Annotated in this window: 16 protein-coding genes; 8 read left to right on the top strand and 8 right to left on the bottom strand. The window is 70.9% G+C overall.

Annotated features, from left to right (window positions below; translation table 11 throughout):
* Positions 1–268: 268 nt before the first annotated feature.
* A complete protein-coding gene (locus ABT345_RS05715) occupies positions 269–856 on the bottom strand; it encodes a hypothetical protein (protein ID WP_345082444.1) in 588 nt (195 codons plus the stop codon).
* A 530-nt stretch (positions 857–1,386) separates the two neighbouring features.
* On the opposite strand from ABT345_RS05715, the gene ABT345_RS05710 reads away from it, so the two are divergent.
* Positions 1,387–2,961 (top strand): glutamate-cysteine ligase family protein, encoded by a 1,575-nt coding sequence (locus ABT345_RS05710; protein ID WP_345082442.1) that lies wholly within the window; start codon positions 1,387–1,389, stop codon positions 2,959–2,961.
* Between the two features lie 778 nt (positions 2,962–3,739).
* Here the strand turns inward: ABT345_RS05710 and ABT345_RS05705 are convergent.
* Positions 3,740–5,524: a substrate-binding and VWA domain-containing protein gene (locus tag ABT345_RS05705; RefSeq protein WP_345082439.1), complete on the bottom strand. Its 1,785-nt coding sequence runs from the start codon at positions 5,522–5,524 to the stop codon at positions 3,740–3,742.
* A 312-nt stretch (positions 5,525–5,836) separates the two neighbouring features.
* Between ABT345_RS05705 and ABT345_RS05700 the strand changes: the two genes are divergently transcribed.
* Positions 5,837–6,580, top strand: a complete 744-nt coding sequence (locus ABT345_RS05700; protein ID WP_345082568.1) for a CPBP family intramembrane glutamic endopeptidase — start codon at positions 5,837–5,839, stop codon at positions 6,578–6,580.
* A gap of 336 nt (positions 6,581–6,916) precedes the next feature.
* Positions 6,917–8,248, top strand: coding sequence for a flavin monoamine oxidase family protein (locus ABT345_RS05695; protein ID WP_345082436.1), 1,332 nt, complete (start codon positions 6,917–6,919; stop codon positions 8,246–8,248).
* Positions 8,249–8,611: 363 nt separating this feature from the next.
* Here ABT345_RS05695 and ABT345_RS05690 read toward each other — a convergent pair whose 3' ends face one another.
* Entirely contained in the window at positions 8,612–9,436 is an 825-nt protein-coding gene (locus tag ABT345_RS05690; RefSeq protein ID WP_345082433.1) for a PhzF family phenazine biosynthesis protein, read from the bottom strand.
* Between the two features lie 211 nt (positions 9,437–9,647).
* The gene (locus ABT345_RS05685; protein WP_345082430.1) at positions 9,648–9,941 is read right to left on the bottom strand and encodes a hypothetical protein; all 294 of its coding nucleotides are present in this window, start codon (positions 9,939–9,941) and stop codon (positions 9,648–9,650) included.
* A gap of 336 nt (positions 9,942–10,277) precedes the next feature.
* Here ABT345_RS05685 and ABT345_RS05680 point away from each other — a divergent pair, with 336 nt between their 5' ends.
* Positions 10,278–10,937 (top strand): PadR family transcriptional regulator, encoded by a 660-nt coding sequence (locus ABT345_RS05680; RefSeq protein WP_345082427.1) that lies wholly within the window; start codon positions 10,278–10,280, stop codon positions 10,935–10,937.
* 107 nt (positions 10,938–11,044) lie between these two features.
* Here the strand turns inward: ABT345_RS05680 and ABT345_RS05675 are convergent, their stop codons facing one another.
* Positions 11,045–11,473 (bottom strand): type II toxin-antitoxin system Rv0910 family toxin, encoded by a 429-nt coding sequence (locus ABT345_RS05675; protein WP_345082424.1) that lies wholly within the window; start codon positions 11,471–11,473, stop codon positions 11,045–11,047.
* A 408-nt stretch (positions 11,474–11,881) separates the two neighbouring features.
* On the opposite strand from ABT345_RS05675, the gene ABT345_RS05670 reads away from it, so the two are divergent.
* The gene (locus tag ABT345_RS05670) at positions 11,882–12,415 is read left to right on the top strand and encodes a Clp protease N-terminal domain-containing protein (RefSeq protein WP_386458213.1); all 534 of its coding nucleotides are present in this window, start codon (positions 11,882–11,884) and stop codon (positions 12,413–12,415) included.
* Between the two features lie 218 nt (positions 12,416–12,633).
* Entirely contained in the window at positions 12,634–13,626 is a 993-nt protein-coding gene (locus ABT345_RS05665) for an EamA family transporter (protein ID WP_345082421.1), read from the top strand.
* A 175-nt stretch (positions 13,627–13,801) separates the two neighbouring features.
* Here the strand turns inward: ABT345_RS05665 and ABT345_RS05660 are convergent, their stop codons facing one another.
* Both ABT345_RS05660 and ABT345_RS05655 read right to left on the bottom strand, forming a co-directional pair.
* Positions 13,802–14,461 carry an FMN-binding negative transcriptional regulator gene (locus ABT345_RS05660; RefSeq protein WP_345082418.1) on the bottom strand — a complete coding sequence of 220 codons (660 nt, stop codon included), beginning with the start codon at positions 14,459–14,461 and terminating at the stop codon, positions 13,802–13,804.
* 10 nt (positions 14,462–14,471) lie between these two features.
* Positions 14,472–15,200: a pyridoxamine 5'-phosphate oxidase family protein gene (locus ABT345_RS05655; RefSeq protein ID WP_345082415.1), complete on the bottom strand. Its 729-nt coding sequence runs from the start codon at positions 15,198–15,200 to the stop codon at positions 14,472–14,474.
* Positions 15,201–15,235: 35 nt separating this feature from the next.
* Between ABT345_RS05655 and ABT345_RS05650 the strand changes: the two genes are divergently transcribed.
* The gene (locus ABT345_RS05650; protein WP_386458218.1) at positions 15,236–16,567 is read left to right on the top strand and encodes an aminotransferase class I/II-fold pyridoxal phosphate-dependent enzyme; all 1,332 of its coding nucleotides are present in this window, start codon (positions 15,236–15,238) and stop codon (positions 16,565–16,567) included.
* Between the two features lie 79 nt (positions 16,568–16,646).
* Here the strand turns inward: ABT345_RS05650 and ABT345_RS05645 are convergent, their stop codons facing one another.
* On the bottom strand, positions 16,647–17,786 hold the full coding sequence (locus ABT345_RS05645; RefSeq protein WP_345082412.1) for a DMT family transporter: 1,140 nt from the start codon (positions 17,784–17,786) through the stop codon (positions 16,647–16,649).
* A 74-nt stretch (positions 17,787–17,860) separates the two neighbouring features.
* On the opposite strand from ABT345_RS05645, the gene ABT345_RS05640 reads away from it, so the two are divergent.
* Entirely contained in the window at positions 17,861–18,811 is a 951-nt protein-coding gene (locus tag ABT345_RS05640) for a LysR family transcriptional regulator (RefSeq protein ID WP_345082409.1), read from the top strand.
* Positions 18,812–18,886 lie beyond the last annotated feature (75 nt).

Here is an 18,886-nt window from a genome sequence, read left to right as displayed (position 1 = left end):
TGCCCCGCGGACGGATTTCCGCAGGGATTTCGCCGCAGTGGTACGCACTCGATACGGACGTGTCACCCGTGCGGGCGGTTGCTCCCAAATGAGCAGCGTGCCAGGGGGGTTGGGGGAGCGGCGGCGGACGGTGGCACACGGGGTCGCACAGCCGGGCGCCCCGTGGCCTCGGGGGCTCACGGGGCGCTCGTCCGCACCGGCGCGTACGCCGTGCGGAGGTGCTGGTGCGGCCGGCCGGTACCCGTCCGCCGGGCGCCTGCGTACCTGGTCAGGCGGTGGAGCCGAGGAGCGGCGGCGGGGCGAGGCGGTCGCTGAGCCGGGGCAGCAGATCGGCCACCCGCTGCGGGAGGTGCGCGGCGATCCCGGGCGGCGCGGGGGCGAGCGGCACCAGGAGATCGCCCGCGGCCGGCAACCCCGAGGTGCCGTCGGAGGCGATGTCGTGATGCAGCCACAGCGTCAGCATGTACAGCTCCGGTACGGACAGCAGCCGCGGCTGGTACCCGGCGCTGAGCGATTCGGCCTGGTGCAGGGCCTGTTCGGTCGCCGTGACGTACGGGCCGCCGCAGAAGTGGGCGAACGCCCAGCCGTCCGCCGTCAGCCGCGCCTCGGCCGCCGCCACGGGCCGCTCGCCGCCGACCACCAGGAAGCGCCAGCCGGCCAGCCGAGTGCGGGGCGGGGCGCCGGTGCGGCCGATGCCGTCCAGGACGTGGACGGGGAGCGGGTGGTCGGCGCTGAGCGGGCCCTGATGCGCGCGGAGCGCGGCGGGGCGGGCCTCGCGGACGGCGGTGGGCGAGCCGAGGGCGGTGAGTACGCTGCGCAGGGCGGGCGCGGGGGCAGCGGGTACATGCAGCGGCATGGTGGTCGCCTCTCACTTGGGAGACACGGTGCGGCACGGCAGACGCGGACGGCGTTGTCAGCGTGCGGGGTCGGAGCCGGGCGCGTATCTCCGCGCAGGGGCGCGCAACGCGACACGGGGCCCAAGTCTCCGCCTCGTGAACGGAGTTTATACGACGTATGTTCCCACGGTGTTTCCGGTAATCGCTCCCGTGATTTCCGGCAAGGGGTAATCCGGACCCATTGTTGAGACGTTTCCTCCTTCTTTGCTCGGAGGGCGGGCAAACCGCCTCGATATTCTCTCGCCGGGCGGTAGGCCGAATCTTCCCGGTGGATTTCCGGGATAATTGTCGGCGGCGGTTGTCGCTGCAATATGCCACAGGTACGTGCCCGGCTCTCCGTCACTTCGAGCCTATCGGCAGCCGAACGCCCTTGAGGCGTTATAGATCAGATCACCGGGGCATCATCGACCGTGACGCGTGCCCCGGTGGTGCCGGGGAGGCCCCGGACGGCCCGTGGCTGCGGGCCGTCCACTGGAGGAAGGACCCTTCGATGGGGGAGAAGGTCGCCGCGGACGGCATCGGCCTGGCGGACCGGGAGCGTTATCGAAGAAAGCTTCAGGAGTGTCTTGAGGGGTTGGCGAGGCTGTTGGGGGAGAAACGGTTCGACCGGCCGAAGAATCTGGTCGGCCTGGAGATCGAACTCAATCTTGCCGGGGCCGACGGACTGCCCCGGATGATGAACTCCCAGGTGTTGGAGCGTATTGCGAGCCAAGATTTCCAGACCGAACTCGCCCGCTGCAATCTTGAAGTGAACATCACCCCGCACCGGCTGCACGGGCAGGTCTTCGAGCAGCTCGCCGAGGAACTCCGTACCGCACTCGCCTATGCCGACCGCAAAGCCCGTGAAGTGGCCGCCCGGATCGTGATGATCGGCATTCTTCCGACGCTGGACACCACCGATCTCACCGCCGCCAGCCTCTCCGAGAACGACCGCTATTTCCTGCTCAACGACGAAATGCGGGCGGCGCGCGGCGAGGACTTCGCGCTCGATATCCAGGGCGTCGAACGGCTCGTCGCCCGCTCACCGTCGATCGCCCCGGAGGCGGCCTGCACCTCCGTACAGCTGCATCTCCAGGTGACGCCCGGCCGGTTCGCCGCGGTGTGGAACGCGGCCCAGGCCCTCGCCGCCGTCCAGGTGGCCGTCGGTGCCAACTCGCCGTTCTTCTTCGGCCGTGAGCTGTGGCGCGAATCGAGGCCGCCGGTCTTCCAGCAGGCCACCGACACCCGGCCGCCGGAACTCCAGGCACAGGGCGTGCGTCCGCGCACGTGGTTCGGGGAGCGCTGGATCGATTCGGCATACGACCTCTTCGCCGAGAACGTGCGGTACTTCCCGCCCCTGCTGCCGCTCTGCGGACCGCAGCAGCCGCTGCGTGTCCTCGACGCGGGCGGCGTGCCCGACCTGGCCGAGCTGGTGCTGCACAACGGCACTGTCTACCGCTGGAACCGGCCGGTGTACGCGGTCGTCGACGGCGTACCGCATCTGCGGGTCGAGAACCGCGTCCTGCCGGCCGGTCCCACCGTCGCCGACGTCCTCGCCAACACCGCCTTCTACTACGGGCTGGTGCGCGCGCTGGCGGAGGAGCCGCGTCCGGTGTGGACCCGGCTGCCGTTCGCCGCCGCCGCGGAGAACTTCGCCGCCGCCTGCCGCCACGGCATCGACACCACGCTGCGCTGGCCGCGTCCGGGACGGGGCGGGGTCGCCGAGATTCCGGTGACGCGGCTGGTCCGGCAGGAGCTGCTGCCGCTGGCCGCCGCCGGTCTGGACGCCTGGGGTGTCGAACCCGCCGACCGGGACCGCTACCTCGGCATCATCGAGGAACGCTGCGCCCGCCGCGCCAACGGTGCCTCCTGGCAGACCGCCGCCTACCACCACGCGCGGGAGCAGGGTCTGGACCGCGGGGCCGCGCTGGCCGAGATGACCCGCCGCTACGGCGAACTCATGCGGTCCGGCGAGCCGGTGCACACCTGGCCCGTCGCCTGGTCCGCCGTCCGCCGGACCGTTCCGTCACCGCGCCGCGTGGAGACGAGCGGATGGGGGAGCGGGGAGGCGGCGGGCGAGGGCTGAGGCGGCGGGCGGCGTGTGCGCCGGCAGTCTCGCCCGGCATATCGAGGGCGGCCGGCGGGTCAGGCGTACGGGGTGCGGTGCGCCAGTGGCTGTCGTGCCACCTTGCCCGCGTCCGGCCCGACCGCGTGGATGTGGTGGTCGGGGCGGACGACGGCAGGGATGCCCCCATGCCGGAGAGCCAGCGCCGGTGCATCCGTCCGGGATGGCGATCACGATCGTGGTGGCGCAGGCGCAGGCGCCGAGGCTGATGGCCGTGACGTCCGGGTCCGGTAGGGGCGCCGGGTTCAGGTGGGGGAGAGCGTGTTCGGCGACGAGCAGATGCGCGATCGTGGCGGCGGCTCTTTGCCATCTGCGTCAACGAGGGCCTCGGCCCTGTGCTCGCAGGCCGCCTTACCCACCGGGTTGCCGCTGAGGTGCCGCTTGTCCGGCTGCGGTGCGTCGCCGCTCCTCCCTCCCTCGCATGGTCGCCCCCGTTCATTCCTTCGCCGTGGCCGCGTTGATGGTCTTGGAGGGGGACGTCGTCTGCTTCCGCTTCCGGGGCGTGGTGGACCACCTCGCTGAACGTCGGTTCCGTTGCGGTGGCACCAGGTGCCGCTGGAGCTGCCCGCGGCCGATCACGAACTGCGGTGGTGCCGCCGACTCGATGACGATCCCGCGTGCCGAGGGATCCGTCGCCGTGTCCGGGAAGCCGCCCGGCCGCTGGTCGACGCGCTGAAACAGGCGCGAAGAGGGGCGAGCCGGCGGAGCTCGGGAACCGGATGCGGATCGGTCGACCGCGTTACCTCGGCTTCGTGCTGCCCGCCGCGACGATGGCCTGCCGGATCACCTCGTCGATCTGCGACGGGTCCCGGACCTCATGGGCGGAACCGCCGGTCGGGGCAACCATGCGATCCAGTGCCGGCCTGTCCGCCTCCGGGCCGAGTGCGAGGGCGATCAGGGGTATCGGCCGCCCCGAGTCCGTCAGCTTCTTCAACTGCTGCACCAGGCCTTCCAACCCGATGCTGTCGGCGTCGTCGTCCGCGCCGTCGGTGACCACCACGACCGCATTGAACTTTCCCTCCGCATACGACGACCGTGCCTCGCGGTACGCGGCGAGCGTGGTGTCGTACAGTCCCGTGCCACCGCCGGGGACGGGAGCGAGCGTCTGCAAGGCGGAGGCGAGGCTGTCACGATGGGTGGCGCCGGAGTCCCGGCCGCCGAGCCGGGCGGTGGGTGACAGCGCCAGGTAGTCGCGGTCGCCGTCGAGCAGTGTGGCGAACTTCCACAGCCCTATCTCGTCGTCGGGCGTGAACGTCGTCAGCGCCCGGAGCAGTGAATCCCTGGCCAGCGCCATCCGGGACCGACCACCACTGCCCGGCACGGCGACCGCCATGGACGACGAGGCGTCGACCACCGTGGTGAGCCGAGCGTTCTGGACGGTGACCGTCCACACGCCGAGTAGCGCCTGGATCTCCTTGACGGAGGGGAGCGGGGCGGTGTCCTGGGTGTACGGCTGGGGTGCGCGTCCACCCGCTGCGCGGGTCACCTTCTCATCGGCTCTGCCGTGGCCCGCCCGGAATCCGTGGGAGCGCAGCACCCGCTGGCCCTCGGGCGTGGCCAGCAACGTCATGAAGCGGCTGGCGGCGCGCGACTGATCGGCGCCGAGTTGGTTCTCGTCCACGAGGGTGTACGGGTAGTCGAGCTGCGCGGTGCCGTCCTGGGGGTAGAAGAGCTCCAGCCCTGGCCCGGACGCGGCGCGGTTGTGCGCGAACGCGGCCTGTTCCGAGAGGAGCACCGCCTGATTGCGGTGCGGATCGGCCTTCTCGGCTTCGGCGGCGTCACGCGGCAGCGTCGCGATGAGCTTCTCGTCGCTGTCGGCGAGGCGTCGATGGAGCACCTTCGCGGCGGCGGCCGTCCGGCTCTGCGCGGCGTCGGTGTCCTCGCCCGCCGCCTCCTTCCGGTAGGCGGCATCGATGCGCGAGAGGGCGAGGAGCCCCGTGGCGCTGCGCGCGGGATCGGCCACCCCGAGCGGCAACGTGCCACCATCGGCGGCCTTCTCCAACGCGGCCCAGCTGCACGTCTTCTTCGGCCAGCCCAGCTTCTCCGCGACGGTGGGCACGGCGCCCAGCGCGAGAGGGGAGGCCGCGATCGTTCCGCTGGTGGTCAACGGCGTGCCGCTGGCCGCGTCCACGCGGTCCGCCCAGAGGGTGGAGTCCGGTATCCACACCTGGAATTCGGAGTGCGCCGGCCGCTGGGCGAGCGAATCGGCGACCTCCGCCCCGGAGCGCGCCGTCACCTTGACGTCCAGGCACTTCCCGTCGGTACGCACCTCATTGCGTTGCGCCTGGACCGCCACGTCGTCGAGAGCGGGAGCGATGTCGGGCGAGGCGACGACATCGAGCCGGACGGAGTCGCCGCCGCACGGCTTGCCGAACTGCAGCAGCTCGCTGTGGAGCATCACCACCGTGCCCGCCGCGAGGGTGAGGACCAGCGCGGTGGCGAGAACGACGGTGCGGCGACGCGCGCCGGGCCGGACCCCCGCGCCGTCCGGTGCGGAGCTGTCGGGCAAGCTGTGACGTCCCATCGCGGTAGCGCCTCTCCTGCGTCTCGGAACTCGCTCGGGACTCGGCGGAGGCGGGTCACACCACGTGGACGGCGCCTTCCCCGGCCTGTCGCGCGATCTTCGTACCTGCTGCGGCGACCCTAGCCGGGCAGACCTGGCGCGGGAGGCGGTATCGCGGAAGTGGTGGAAGTGATGGACGCGCAGGCACGGGCGGGAGCGGAGAAAGCGGTGGAAGAGGTGGAAGAGGAGAAGACTGTGGGGTCTGATGCGGATGCCCGGGGCGAGGCCGGCGTAGCCGGTGACGGTCGGTCGGGGGAGCGCCTGTCCCGGAAGATGCTGCGGAACGAGACGCTTCTGGTGCTGGCCCTCTCGCTGGGGGCCAGCGGTGTGTCCGCGCTGATCAGCTTCCTCGGCGCGCTGACCCGCCCGGAAGGCCTCAAGGCGCAGGCGGCGACATTGAACGGCTCCCATGCGCCCGGCCGTCCGTGGCTGGACCTCGCCTGGCAACTCTTCGGGATCGCGACGGCGCTGGTCCCGGTGGCCCTGGTGGCACACCTGCTGCTGCGGGAGCGGGTGGGCGGGCTCCGCGCGCTGGGGTGCGACCGGCGCCGTCCGGGGTTCGACCTGGGGCGCGGTACGGCACTCGCCGTGGTGATCGGCGGCAGCGGACTGCTGCTGTACCTGGGCGCGCGGGCGGCGGGTTTCAACCTCACGGTGGTGCCCGAGGCGCTGCCGGACGTGTGGTGGAAATTCCCGGTGCTGATTGCCTCTGCCGTGCAGAACGCCGTCCTGGAGGAAGTGATCGTCGTCGGCTACCTGCTGCGCCGTCTGGGGCAGTTGGGGTGGACGCCGTCGGCTGCGCTCGCCGCCAGCTCCGTGCTGCGTGGTTCGTACCACCTCTACCAGGGCATCGGCGGCTTCGTCGGCAACATGGTGATGGGCGTGATCTTCGTCCTTCTCTACCGGCGGTGGGGCCGCGTCGGCCCGCTGATCGCCGCACATGCCCTGATCGACATCGTGGCCTTCCTGGGATACGCGCTGCTGGCGGGACGGGTGGACTGGCTGCCGACGCTGTAGGTGCGGCATGCGGGGTGAGCCATATGGGAGTGGTGCGGGCGAGCGGCTCTGCATGATCCGCGGCTTGTCCGAGGAAGACGGTGCGCCGGCCCGGCGCGTGGGGTGCGCGTTTGGCGTCGGAGGGTCGGACCCGCGGGGACCGGCGTGCGGAGATAGGCCGACAGCGGTGTGCTTCCGCGACAGGGGCCCTGCGCGGCTGATAGCCCATACCGGGTGAACCGGGCCGTGAGTGGTGTGGCGCGTTCTCTGCCCCCGCCGCCCGGCCATGATCCTGAAGGCACCGTCGGCCCGTACGGCGCAGGCCGGGCGGACAGAGACAGGGAAGCGGTGACCGGGGTGAACGAGCACGATGTGGTGGTTGTCGGCGCAGGATTTGCGGGCCTCAGCGCCGCGCAGGAGCTGCACCGGGCGGGCTGCAGCGTCCTCGTACTGGAAGCCCGTGGCCGGGTCGGCGGGCGTGCCCTCACCCGCTTTCTGCCCGACGGTACCCAACTCGACCTGGGTGGGCAGTGGATCTCCTCCGGTCAGATCCGGATCAGCGAACTCGTCCGCCACCATGGCATCGCTACCTACCCGACCTCTCAATACGGCTCCTCGGTGATCGACTACGACGGGGAGCACCTGACCGCACTCCCCGACGAGGTGACCGCACTTTTCCGGGACCTCGACACGCTCTGCGGGCACGTCCCCGTGAAGAGCCCCTGGACCGCTGCCGATGCGGTGGCCTGGGACCGGCAGACCTTTGCCACCTGGCTCGATGAGACCGACGCTCCGGATGCAGCCAAGCGCTACGTCGGCCGGGTCATCTCCGGCGGACTCCTCGCCGGGAGCCCTTCGGAGACCTCGCTGCTCGAAACGCTCTTCTACCTGGCCAGCGGTGGCGGGACCGCGGCGCTGCTCGGCTTCCGGGGCGGGGCACAGGAGACCCGTGTCGTCGGCGGGGCGCAGGAGATCGCCGAGCGGATGGCCGCCGATCTGCCCGACGGCACCGTCCGGCTGTCCGAGCCGGTCACCGGCATCGCCCACGACCACTCCGGTGTCCGCGTCACCACGCTGCTGGGGGAGCACTGCGCGGCGCGCGCCGTGATCGCGCTGCCGCCCGTACTCGCCGGGAGCCTTGGCTACGATCCGCCGCTGAGCGCCGTGCGGGCAGGTGTCCTCCAGCACATGACGGCCGGCACCGCGCTGAAGGTCCATGCCGTCTACCCCGAGCCCTTCTGGCGGGACGAGGGGCTGTCGGGAGTGTCGACGTCGGTGACGGGCGTGCTCACGGAGACTGTTGACAACACGCCGCCAGAGGCGCCGAGGGCGGTGCTGACCGCGTTTGTCTACGGCGATGACGCAGCCCACCTGCGGACCCGCCCGCCCGGGGAACGCCGGGAGAGCATCACTCGTCGCCTCGGCGAACTGTTCACCGAACGGGCGGCGGAGCCGGAAGAGTTCATCGAGTTCGACTGGCTCGGGCAGGAGTGGACCCGGGGATGTTTCTCCGGGCACTTCACGCCTGGCGGGTGGACGGCTTTCGGCAGCGCGCTGCGTCTGCCCGAGGGGACGCTCCACTGGGCCGGCACGGAGACGGCCGTGCACGGGAACGGGTACTTCGAAGGCGCCGTCGAATCCGGGCATCGCGCGGCCCGGGAAGTGCTCCACTCCCTCGACTCCCACTGAGGCGGCGCCGAACGGCCCGTGGCTTTGTTTCGCGTTACGGGCCCTGGGCTCCGGCTCGCTGGGCGGTTCCCTCCCCACGAGCTCCGTTTGCCCGGTACCTGAACAGATTGGCGGCCTGTGGTGCAACATCGCAGGTACCTCTTTCCCCCGTCAGCTCCCCGTGCCGGCCGCCGTACCCGACGTCGACCGCATCTTTCACGAAGAGAAACACCACTGTTCCGCCGTTGGTTGCAGAGAGTCACCGTGAGCGTCGGGAGTCGGTGTGAGAGGCGACCTGACGGGCGTCCGGGCATGCCCGGACGCAGCGCCATCGCGCGGTGCCCCGGAACGGTTCCGCGTCCTTGGGCGCCGCATCCGTACAGCTCAGAGTGTGTCGAGCAGTTCTCCGTCGATCACGGTCACGGCGGAACCGGTCAGCAGGGTGCGGTCGCCACGCAGCTGGATGTGGACGAGCCCGGTACGGTCACCCCCTTGCAGGCTGGTGAGCGTGGACCGGCCGAGCCGGGCGGCCCAGAACGGCGCGAGCGCGGTGTGTGCGCTGCCCGTCACCGGGTCCTCGTCGATACCGACGTCGGGGAAGAAGCAGCGGGTCCGGACGTCGTAACTGCCGTCGGCCGCGTCGGCGCGTGCGGTGACGATCACGCCCCTGCCGTCCTGGCCGGCGAGCGCCGCGAAATCCGGCGACAGGCAGTCCACGGACTCTTCGTCGGCCAGCTCGACGAGCAGGTCGCCGACCTGCGGCCCGGTGTCGTACGCGCAGCGGATCGGGGCGCTGTCCAGCCCGCGGGTGACCGACAGTGGAACCTTCACGGGCGTGAGCCGGGCGGTCGGGAAGTCCATGGTGAACGTGGCGTCGTCGTTCGCAGTCGTGGTCAGGACACCGCTGCGGGTGGCGAAGCGGACCGTTCCGGTGGCTTTCCCGGTGGTGTGCAGGACATGTGCGGTGGCCAGAGTGGCGTGCCCGCACATGGCCACCTCGGTGGTCGGGGTGAACCATCGCAGCGCCCAGTCCGCCTCGCCGCCGGGCGGCAGGGGATGGGCGAAAGCGGTTTCCGACTGGTTCGCCTCCCGGGCGACGTCCTGCATCCAGCGGACGGACGGGAAGCCGTCCGCGTCCAGTACGACGACTCCCGCAGGATTGCCGGTGAACGGGCGAGTGCTGAATGCGTCGACGATACGAATCCTCATGCCGGGGACCCTAGGACACCTGTAACGACACAGGTCAGGTCCAATTCCGAGGAATTGGTCTGCCCTCGGAGGGCCTTGATCCGTCCGTCTCCATGAGGAGTCCGTGCACCTTGGCGATGGCGCGGACGCCCGTTGGTCTCACCCAAGGCTGAGCAGCTGCTTGGCTTCGCGTGCCCGTCCGGCTCGGGGCGGCTGGACCCCGTCCGGCGGATCATTCATCGGGGTCGAGGGGCTGAAGGTCGTAGAGGTAGGAGCGGTCGTTCTTGAAGCTGCGCCAGACAGTGGCTGGGGGCTCGGGGCCGTCAGCGCGTCCGCTGAGGGGATAGGCGGTGACGAGGCCGCCGGCGATCTCACAGTGCCAGCCGTCGGACGGTGACCAGAGGCACGACACATTCCCGTCCGTTCGGCGGTAGGCGGGGCGGCCGTAGTGGTCGCTGTCGTAGGTGAAGCGGTAGCGGAGCCCGTCGATATGGCGCACGAAGGCGAAGGAGGCAAGTGCCGTCATGGGATCTGCACTGTAGGGGGCGAACGCTGTCGGCGGCCAAGTAGTTCTGAGCACAACCAGGCGAAGCCGAGATCAGAGGCCGGCGCGGGCGCGGAGGTGAGTCCCTCGGCGTCGATGGCGAGCGATTGGCGGGAGGCACACCTCCTTCCCAACGCCTTGAGCGAGATCTGTGTGGCCTTCGTTGTGGCAGGTAATCGAGCTGAGCGGCGAGCACCGGGAGGAGTCTTGTCGAACAAGCGCTACCGATATATCGTTGACGCATCGCGAACAGTCGACGACAGGGTTGAGTGATTTCCGGTTGGCCGCTGGGCCACCGGTCGGCGAAAGGACACCCTCATGCGATCCCATGGACATGGACACGGACAGGAACACGGCTTCGGTCGTGGCCCCTGGGGCGCCGGGCGACCTGGTGTTCCCGGTGGTCGCGGCCCCGGTGAACCGGGTGGCTTCGGCGGCTTCGGTGAACGGTTCGAGGGCCGTCGCGCCTTCGGCCCCTTCGGGCCACCCTTCGGCGGGCCGCAATTCGGCGGCCGGGGGCGTGGCGGACCGCGTGGTCGCGCGCGGCGCGGTGATGTGCGCGCCTCGATCCTCGCGCTGCTCAAGGACCGTCCGATGCACGGCTACGAAATGATCCAGGAGATCGCCGAGCGCAGCGGCGGCGCCTGGAAGCCCAGCCCCGGCTCGGTCTACCCGACCCTCCAGCTCCTGGAGGACGAGGGCCTGATCTCCAGTGCCTCCGAAGGGGGCAAGAAGCTCTTCTCCCTGACGGAGGAGGGGCGCGCGGAGGCTGACGGTGGCCCCGACGCCCCCTGGGAGGATGCGGGGCGCGGCGTCGACTGGGAGGCCATGAACGAGATCCGCAAGGCGGGCGGCGGTCTCGTCGACGCCTTCCGGCAGGTCTGGGCCACCGGTACCCCTGAGCAGCGGGAAAAGGCGATGGCGGTGGTCAACAAGGCGCGGAAGGAGCTTTACCTGATCCTCGCCGAAGAGGACTGACGGCTGGGGTTCCTGCCCCGGCGCGCGGACATGAGGCCCCGGCGCATGCCGGATGGCTGTGCGCCGGGGCTTCGCCGTGCACTGTGCGGCGTGACTCTCGGGGTGTGTCAGGCGACCAGTGCCGCGAGGTCGTGGAGCGATGTCTGCAGCGCTGCGCTCGCGGAGGCCTTGAGTTTTCCGGCCATCAAGGACACCGCGGCGCCGGTGAACTCGCCGTCGATGCGGACCGCCGTCGCCTCGCCATCAGGCTCCAGCGCGTACCGCATCGCCAGCGCCACGCCCATCGGGCCCTTGCCGTAGATCTCCAGCAGTCGCTCCGGCAGTAGCTGCCGCACCGTCCAGCGGACCTCTGCCGGGAAGCCCATCAGCTTCATGTTCTCGTCGTACTCCGCACCAGTCCTCAAGGGGTCCGGTCCGCCCTGGGGAAAGTCGGTATGCGTGGCGTTCCACCGGCTGTAGTTGTCGAAGTCGGTGAGCCGCTCCCAGATCCGCCCGGCGGGAGCCTCGATGCGGGCCTGTGCGGTGACTGCGGCCATGGGGCCACCCCTTATAGATCACGACCTGCCTGATGGATCCGCGGAACGTATCCGCGCCGGCCGCAACCTTCAAGGCTGATGGCTCGTCAATTGCTGCGAGCGGATGAGTTGCCTTTTGCGTCTCCGAGGGGCGCGGCGTAGCGGCCGTCCGCCTGATGTGCGCGTCCCTACGCCGCGGCGGGTGCTGCCGTGGACGGCGCCACCTTGGGAGTAGTCGCGGGGAATGCCGGAATGCGACGGCAGGGGCTTTCCGGCATAGAGGGATGAGCGGGGATATTTCACCCTCGCGGTGCCCCCTTCTCCTCCGTAAGGAGGAGAAGGGGCGAGCTTCTCCCCAACCATGGTGGGATGCGCAAATGCTTCCCGCCGGGGATGCCCGGACCTTTCGTGGCTGGTGGGGTGGTAGGTGTGCAAAACCGTGCTGCGTACAGCGGCGGGGAGGTCCCCGCGCGGGTGGATATGGACGCACAGCTCACCGTTGAGCTGGCGTCGGTGATATCCGCTGCCCGCCGACGGGCCACGCGGGACGGCGATCGTCAGGTCGACACCGCGCACCTGCTGCACGGTCTGCTGGAGTGGGATCCGGCCGTACGGGACGCCTTCGACGGCGGGCCGCATCAGATCGCCCGGCTCCTCGGCTACCTCGTCCAGCGCAGCATCGGCTACGGGCTCCAGTGGCATGGCACCGTCGAGGATTCCGGCGCCGTGCCCGTGGTGGCCGAGGGCGGTGTACCGGGGTGGTCGCCCGCCGCGGCTGCCGCCATGGACGGTGCCCTCGACCGCGCGCACGCCCGCTACGCCCTCCGCGCGGGGTGCCTGGATCTGCTCGCCGCCTTGGTGGACGATCCCGAGTCCCGTGCTGTCGAGGTGCTGCACCGTGCTTCCGTCGACACCGCGTGGCTCGCGGCCCGCTTGGACGGAGAAACCGCCGACCTGGAGTGATGGCCGCTTGACGGTCGCCCGCCGGGCCGGGAGGCGGGGGCCTGGTAAGGGGTGACTCTGTTGATGGCGGCTGTCATGATGATCAGATGCACGCGTCTTCGGGGAGTCCCGCCGCCACGAACGCCCGGCCGGGGCAGGGTACACATGGTGCCGGGGGAGCATCCGCGCATTCTCCCGCCCCTGGGAAGGAAGGGCCCGTAGCCGGCTCGGGCCGGGGAATGAGTCTGGCGCTGGCGCTGCTTTCCGCCGTTGCCTTCGGTGGCTCCGGCGTCGCTGCCAAACCCCTGATCGAGGCGGGGCTTGAGCCTTTGCACGTCACCTGGCTCCGTGTCGCGGGCGCCACCTTGGTGCTGCTTCCCGTCGCCTGGCGTCACCGTTCTCTGGTGCGGCAGCGGCCCGGGTTGCTCGTCGGCTTCGGGCTGCTCGCCGTAGCAGGTGTCCAGGCGTGCTACTTCGCCGCCCTCTCCCGTATCCCCGTCGGTGTCGCGCTCCTCATCGAGTATCTGGCACCTGCTCTGGTGCTCGGCTGGGTCCGCTTCATCCAGAAACGGCCGGTCACCCGTGCCGCCGCGATCGGTGTGGTCCTGGCCGTCGGTGGCCTGGCGTGTGTGGTCGAGGTGTGGTCCGGTCTCAGCATCGATGCGCTCGGGCTCGTTCTCGCCCTCGGCGCGGCCTGCTGCCAGGTCGGCTACTTCGTTCTTTCCGATCACGGAACCGATGGCGAGGAAACCGCCGACCCGCTCGGCGTCGTCGCTTACGGACTGCTGATCGGCACCGTCATCCTCACCGTGATCGCCCGCCCTTGGGGCATGGAGTGGTCGGTGCTCGGCGGAATGACCTCGATGAACGGCGCCCGTGTCCCTGCCGTGGTGCTGCTCGCCTGGATCGTGTTGATCGCGACCGTGCTCGCGTACCTGACCGGTGTGGTGGCGGTCCGTCGCTTGTCGCCCCAGGTCGCCGGTGTCGTGGCCTGTCTGGAAGCGGTGATCGCGACGGTTCTGGCCTGGGTGCTGCTGGGCGAACATCTCTCCCCTCCGCAGATCTTCGGCGGTGTCGTGGTGCTGGTCGGCGCCTTCATCGCGCAATCGTCGACACCCGCGGCCGGACGCGAGGACGGGACCACCGTGGTCACCGGGGCGTCCGGAGCCGTGACCGCCGGCAACGCAGACGTGGCGGGCGAGCGCGGGCACGGGGATCGGCTCTCCGGCTGAAACGGCGCGGGCGGGCGCCGGTCGGCAGGAGCGCGGCAGCCTGTAGGAGGCCCTGGCGTGCTCGGTGGGTCGGCCGCTCGCCGGTGAAGCCAGGCATCGCCGGGGACGGCGACCATCCGGCCGCGCCGAATGCCGCGCGCCGGCCCGCCTGCCCTCAGCGCGGGGCGCAGGCCCCTCACGACGTCCGGGCGCGGTCCTGACGAGCGGCAGCGAGACGGCGTTGCTGGTGGACGCGGGCAGCGGCGTCCCCGGGCGCGTTCCGCTCCGCCAGCCGATCGGATATCCGCTGCTGCACCGCCTCGGACCGCTTGCCGGCGTACTTGAACTTGGCCCGGACCTCCCGCACCTCCAGGAGCAGCCCTCGGATGCCCGCCAGCTGACGGCCGTACGGCGCCTGGCCGGCGGCGACCGGTGCGGAACCGCCCGCAGGCTGGAAGTGATCCAGCTGCCGCTGCAGCAGCACGGCCTTGTCCTCCGGGTCGTCCACGATGCGGGCGTGACAGGTGAGTTGCACGGCTGCGTAGAAGCTGGTGGGGACGCCGTGCTCGGGTGGCTCATCCTCAGCTGCCTGCCACGGGCCGGGAATGAAGGTGTAGTCGTCGACCACGCTCAGCAGCACGACCGGTGCCGCTTCCAGCGCGGGCCAGACCGGATTCGGCCGTGCGAGATGGGCCACGACCTCACCGCTTCCGGGCGCGTATGCGAAGTGCATCGGCTGTACGAACGGCGGTGCGCCCGGCGGGCCGTTGACCGCCAGCTGGCCGAAGTCGTGCCCGGCGAGCCAGTGCTGCCATTCGCCGTCGTCGGTCGGGGCGTCCCAGGGGTGGATCAGCACGGAAGCCTCCTCATCGCGCGGTGAGATACGCCGGCTCGGGAATGCCGGCGTCCTGGGAGTCCGCCGGTATGGGCGTGCCGTACACGGGGGCCACGGGAAGCACGCCTGCCCAGTGGGGGAGCGCCAGGTCCTCGGGCTCGTCGTTGGGGCCACCAGCGCGGATCTTCGCCGAGACCTCGCGCAGATCGAGCCGGATGACGGCGGTGGCGGCCAGCTCCTTGGTGTTGCCCGGGCGGGAATCGGCGGACCTGCCGGGGAGGACGTGGTCGACGAGGGCGTCGAGGGCCGCGGCCTTTTCCTGCGGGTCGGTGACCTGATGGGCGGTGCCGTGCACGACCACGCTGCGGTAGTTGATGGAGTGGTGGAAGGCAGACTTCGCCAGCACCAGACCGTCCACATGCGTCACCGTGACGCAGACCGCGAGCCCGGGATCCGGCTGCCCGGCTGCCCGTAGCGGTCGCGAACCCGTCGAACCGTGCAGATAGAGACGGTCGCCGACCCGGCCGTAGAGCGTGGGCAGGACGACCGGCGCGCCGTCCCGTACGAATCCCAGATGGCAGACGTATCCCTCGTCGAGGATCGCGTGGACGGTTTCCCGGTCGTAGGCGGCGCGGTCGGCGGACCGGGTGGGAACGGTCCGCTCGGTCGGCACGTACTCCAAAGGGGTGTCGCCGGAAGGGGAGACGTTCTCGCCCGGCGACGGGATTTGCGGACGGTGGCGCGACGGGGTCTGGGACATTGCCAACTCCATTGCACTAGTGCATAATCAACTTTGTGCTAGAAGAGTATCGGATCGAAGGGCGGCGCGCATCGGAAATTGCCGCCAGCGTCGAGCGAGCCGTCGGTGCCGGTGAGTTCCAACCGGGCGAAGTCCTCCCTCCGCTCCGGGAGTTGGCCGTCTATCTGGAGGTGAATCCGAATACGGTCGCTGCCGCGTACCGCACGCTGCGGGACCGCGGGGTGATCGAGACGGCCGGGCGGCGTGGCAGCCGGGTGCGCCCGCGTCCCGCGAGCACGGCGCGCGACGCGATCCGGGTCGAGGCGCCTCCGGGCGTCCGGGACGCCTCCGCCGGAAACCCCGACGCGGCGCTTCTTCCGTCCTGGGGGGAGGCGGTGGCGGCCGCCGCCGTGCGCAGCGCGGAGCGGCCGGTGCTCTACGGTGCGCCGCCGGTCGACGGCGCCCTTGAGGAGATGGCGCTCGCCGCGTTGGCCGCGGACGGCGTTCCGGCCGGGCCGATAGCGCTGACCAGCGGTTCGCTCGACGCCATCGAGCGCACGCTCGCCGTGCACCTACGACCGGGGGACACGGTGGCGGTGGAGGACCCGGGCTGGGGCAGCCTGCTGGACCTCATCCCGGCACTCGGCCTCCGGCCCGCCCCGGTTGCCGTCGATGACGAGGGGCCGCTGGCGGCGGAGTTGGCGCAGGCGCTCGACCAGGGGGCGCGGGCCGTCGTCGTCACGGACCGGGCACAGAACCCCACCGGAGCGGCCGTGAGCCGGGCGCGCTCCGCCGAGCTGCGGAGTCTGCTGGCGGCGCATCCCGGAGTCCTGCTGATCGAGGACGACCACGGCCATGGCATCGTCGATCTCCCTCTCCACCCGCTCGCGGGCGTCACCGACCACTGGATGCTGGTGCGCTCGACGGCCAAGGCATACGGCCCGGACCTGCGCCTGGCCGTCATGACCGGCGATCCGGCGACCGTGGACCGGGTCCGGGGCAGGCAGCGTCTCGGGCCGGGGTGGGTGAGCCATCTTCTGCAGGACACCGTCGCCCACCTGTGGCGCAGCTCCGCTGTCGACCCGGCGGTGGTGGCCGCCGCGTATGCCGAGCGGCGGGACTCCCTGATACGCGCGCTGGCCGTGCGCGGGGTGCCCGCCCATGGCCGGAGCGGCATGAACGTCTGGGTGCCGGTACCCGACGAGACGGGAGCGGTCGCCCGCCTGCTGCATGCCGGTTGGGCGGTGGCGCCCGGTGCGCGCTTCCGTATGCAGTCTCCGCCTGCGATCCGCATCACGATCTCGGGACTGGCCTCTGCCGACATCGAGTCGCTGGCCGAGGCGGTCGTGGCCGCCATCGGTTCCGGGGAGGCGCGGCGCTACGAATGAATGAGGGGCCGCGCGTGGGCGGCCCCTCGGGGGCGGACGAGGTGGCCGGGCGGACGCCGGCCGGTCATCGATTCCCAGGTCAGCGTTCTTCCGGCGCCCCGCCTGCCAAAGCCGCATCGGGGAGAGGTGTGGAGGGGCCGGATCGCGGTGCGAGGGGCATGTCGGTGGGGGCGGCGGCGGTGTGTACGGCGGCGTCGGACCGTTCCGTCGCGTGCGGAGGCGTTGCCGAGCGGCCCGGGCCGGAGGCCACGACGGATGACGGGGTGGAGCGGCGCGGCTTGCTCTGGGTGAGGGCGGCGCCGGCGAGCACGATCAGGGCGCCGACCGGCGTGTTCCAGCTGAGCCGCTCACCCAGCAGTGCCACCCCTGCGGCCGTGGCGATCACGGGGATGAAGTAGGTGACCATCTGCGCGGTGGTGGGCCCGATCTCGGCGACCAGTCCGTACTGCAGCAGGAAGGCGATGCCGGTACCGAGGGCGCCCAAGGCGATCACGGAGAGCACGGGCCAGAGGGGAAAGGAGGTCGGTGCGCTGGTGAACAGCGGTGTGACCACCGCGAGCTGCGCGGTCGCGAGGAGCAGTTGTGCGCTGGAGACGGACAGATGGGAATCCTGGGAGCCGCCCAGCGTGCGGCGTACGTAGATCCAGCCGATCGGATAGCACAGGGAAGCGCCGAGCGCCATGGCGGTGCCCGTCAGATCCGTGCCCGTGAAGCCCTGCCATGCACCCAGCACGGTCAGGACGCCCAGGAATCCCACGCCCAGACCGGCCACCCGGCGGCGCGTGGGGCGATCCTCCGACAGCGCGACCACCGACAGGGCCATGCCCCACAGCGGTGAGGTGGCGTTGCAGATGCCGGCCAGCGTGGAGGGAATGGTCAGCTCGGCGAAGGCGAAGAGCGAGAAGGGGAGTGCGTTCAGGAAGAGCGCTGCCACCGTCAGATGCGCCCAGGTGCGTGCCGAGCGCGGCAGGCGCTGGCGCTTCACGGCGAGTACGGCCAGCAGCACCGCGGCGCCGCACGCCACCCTGCCGAGCGTCACCTGGAGCGGCGCGAAGCCCTCGGTGCCGACCTTGATGAAGAGAAAGCTGAAGCCCCAGATCAAGGCCAGGACGGCGAAACGCAGCCGCCAGCCGGTGGCGGGCGGCGGGCCGGCGGGTGAGGAGGCGGCTGAGGAAGCAGGGGCGGCGGCGTGCGTCGCGCGGGAGGCGGTGGTGCTCATGCGCACCACGATGGGCGGTGCAACTTCGTAGCACAAGCGAAAAAATATGGGAGGTATCGCTTAGCATTGCTTACATGTTGAACCTGGATCGCCTTCGGACGCTGAGCGCGGTGGCGCGGCACGGATCGGTGAGCGCCGCGGCCGACGGGCTGCATGTGACGACATCGGCCGTCTCCCAGCAGATCGCCAAGCTGGAGCGGGAGACCGGGCAGCAGCTGCTGGCGAAGAACGGCCGCGGTGTCCGCCTGACCGATGCGGGCCGGCTTCTCGCCGACCATGCGGCCCGCATTCTGTCCCAGGTCGAGCTGGCGGAGGCGGAGCTGGAGGCACGTCGTGGTCAAGCCGTCGGAGAGCTTCGGCTCGGCGCTTTTCCGACCGCTGCCCGGGGACTCTTTCCGTCCGCGTTGGTGAGGCTGGGCCGAGCCCATCCGCAACTCCGCTCCCGGCTGACGGAGATGGAGCCGGACGAGTCGGTGCGGGGAGTGGTGCGGGGAGACATCGACCTCGCGGTCGTGCTGGACTGGTACAACCGCCCGCTCTCCCTGCCCGACGGTCTCGCCAAGGCTCCGCTGCTGGACGATCCGGCGGATGTGGCCATGCCCTCGAACCATGCGCTGGCCGGCCGCCGCACCGTCGAACTGGAGGATTTCTCCGATGACGCCTGGATCTCCTGGCCGCAGGGGGAGTTCTGTCACGACTGGCTGATGTTCACCCTGCGCAGCAAGGGCATCGAGCCGCGCATCGCGCACATGGCCGAGGAGCACCACACTCAACTCGCCCTGATCGCCGCCGGTCTGGGGGTGGCGGTCGCGCCGCGTCTGGGGCGCGGTCCGGTGCCGGAAGGGGTGAGCGTGGTGCCGGTGGGCCACGCCATGCGCCGCCACGTGTATGCGATCTGGCGCGCGGATGCGGACCGCCGCCCTTCCATCCGCGCCGCCGTCAACGCCTTGCAGACGGCGGGCCAGGAGCTGGAAGGCGCGGCCGATCCGTCCTCGACGCTTCGTCCGGGCAGCGCCACTGGGTGAACGGCCGTGGTGTCGTGGGCACCACGATGCCGGATCTGGGCCACCCCACACCGAGCGATGCAGGGCGGGGGAGCT

Source organism: Streptomyces sp. NPDC000404 (genome assembly GCF_040300365.1).
GTDB lineage: Bacteria > Actinomycetota > Actinomycetes > Streptomycetales > Streptomycetaceae > Streptomyces > Streptomyces ramulosus.
Note: the sequence above shows the minus strand (reverse complement) of the source record. Positions and strands in the feature narration are given on the sequence as shown.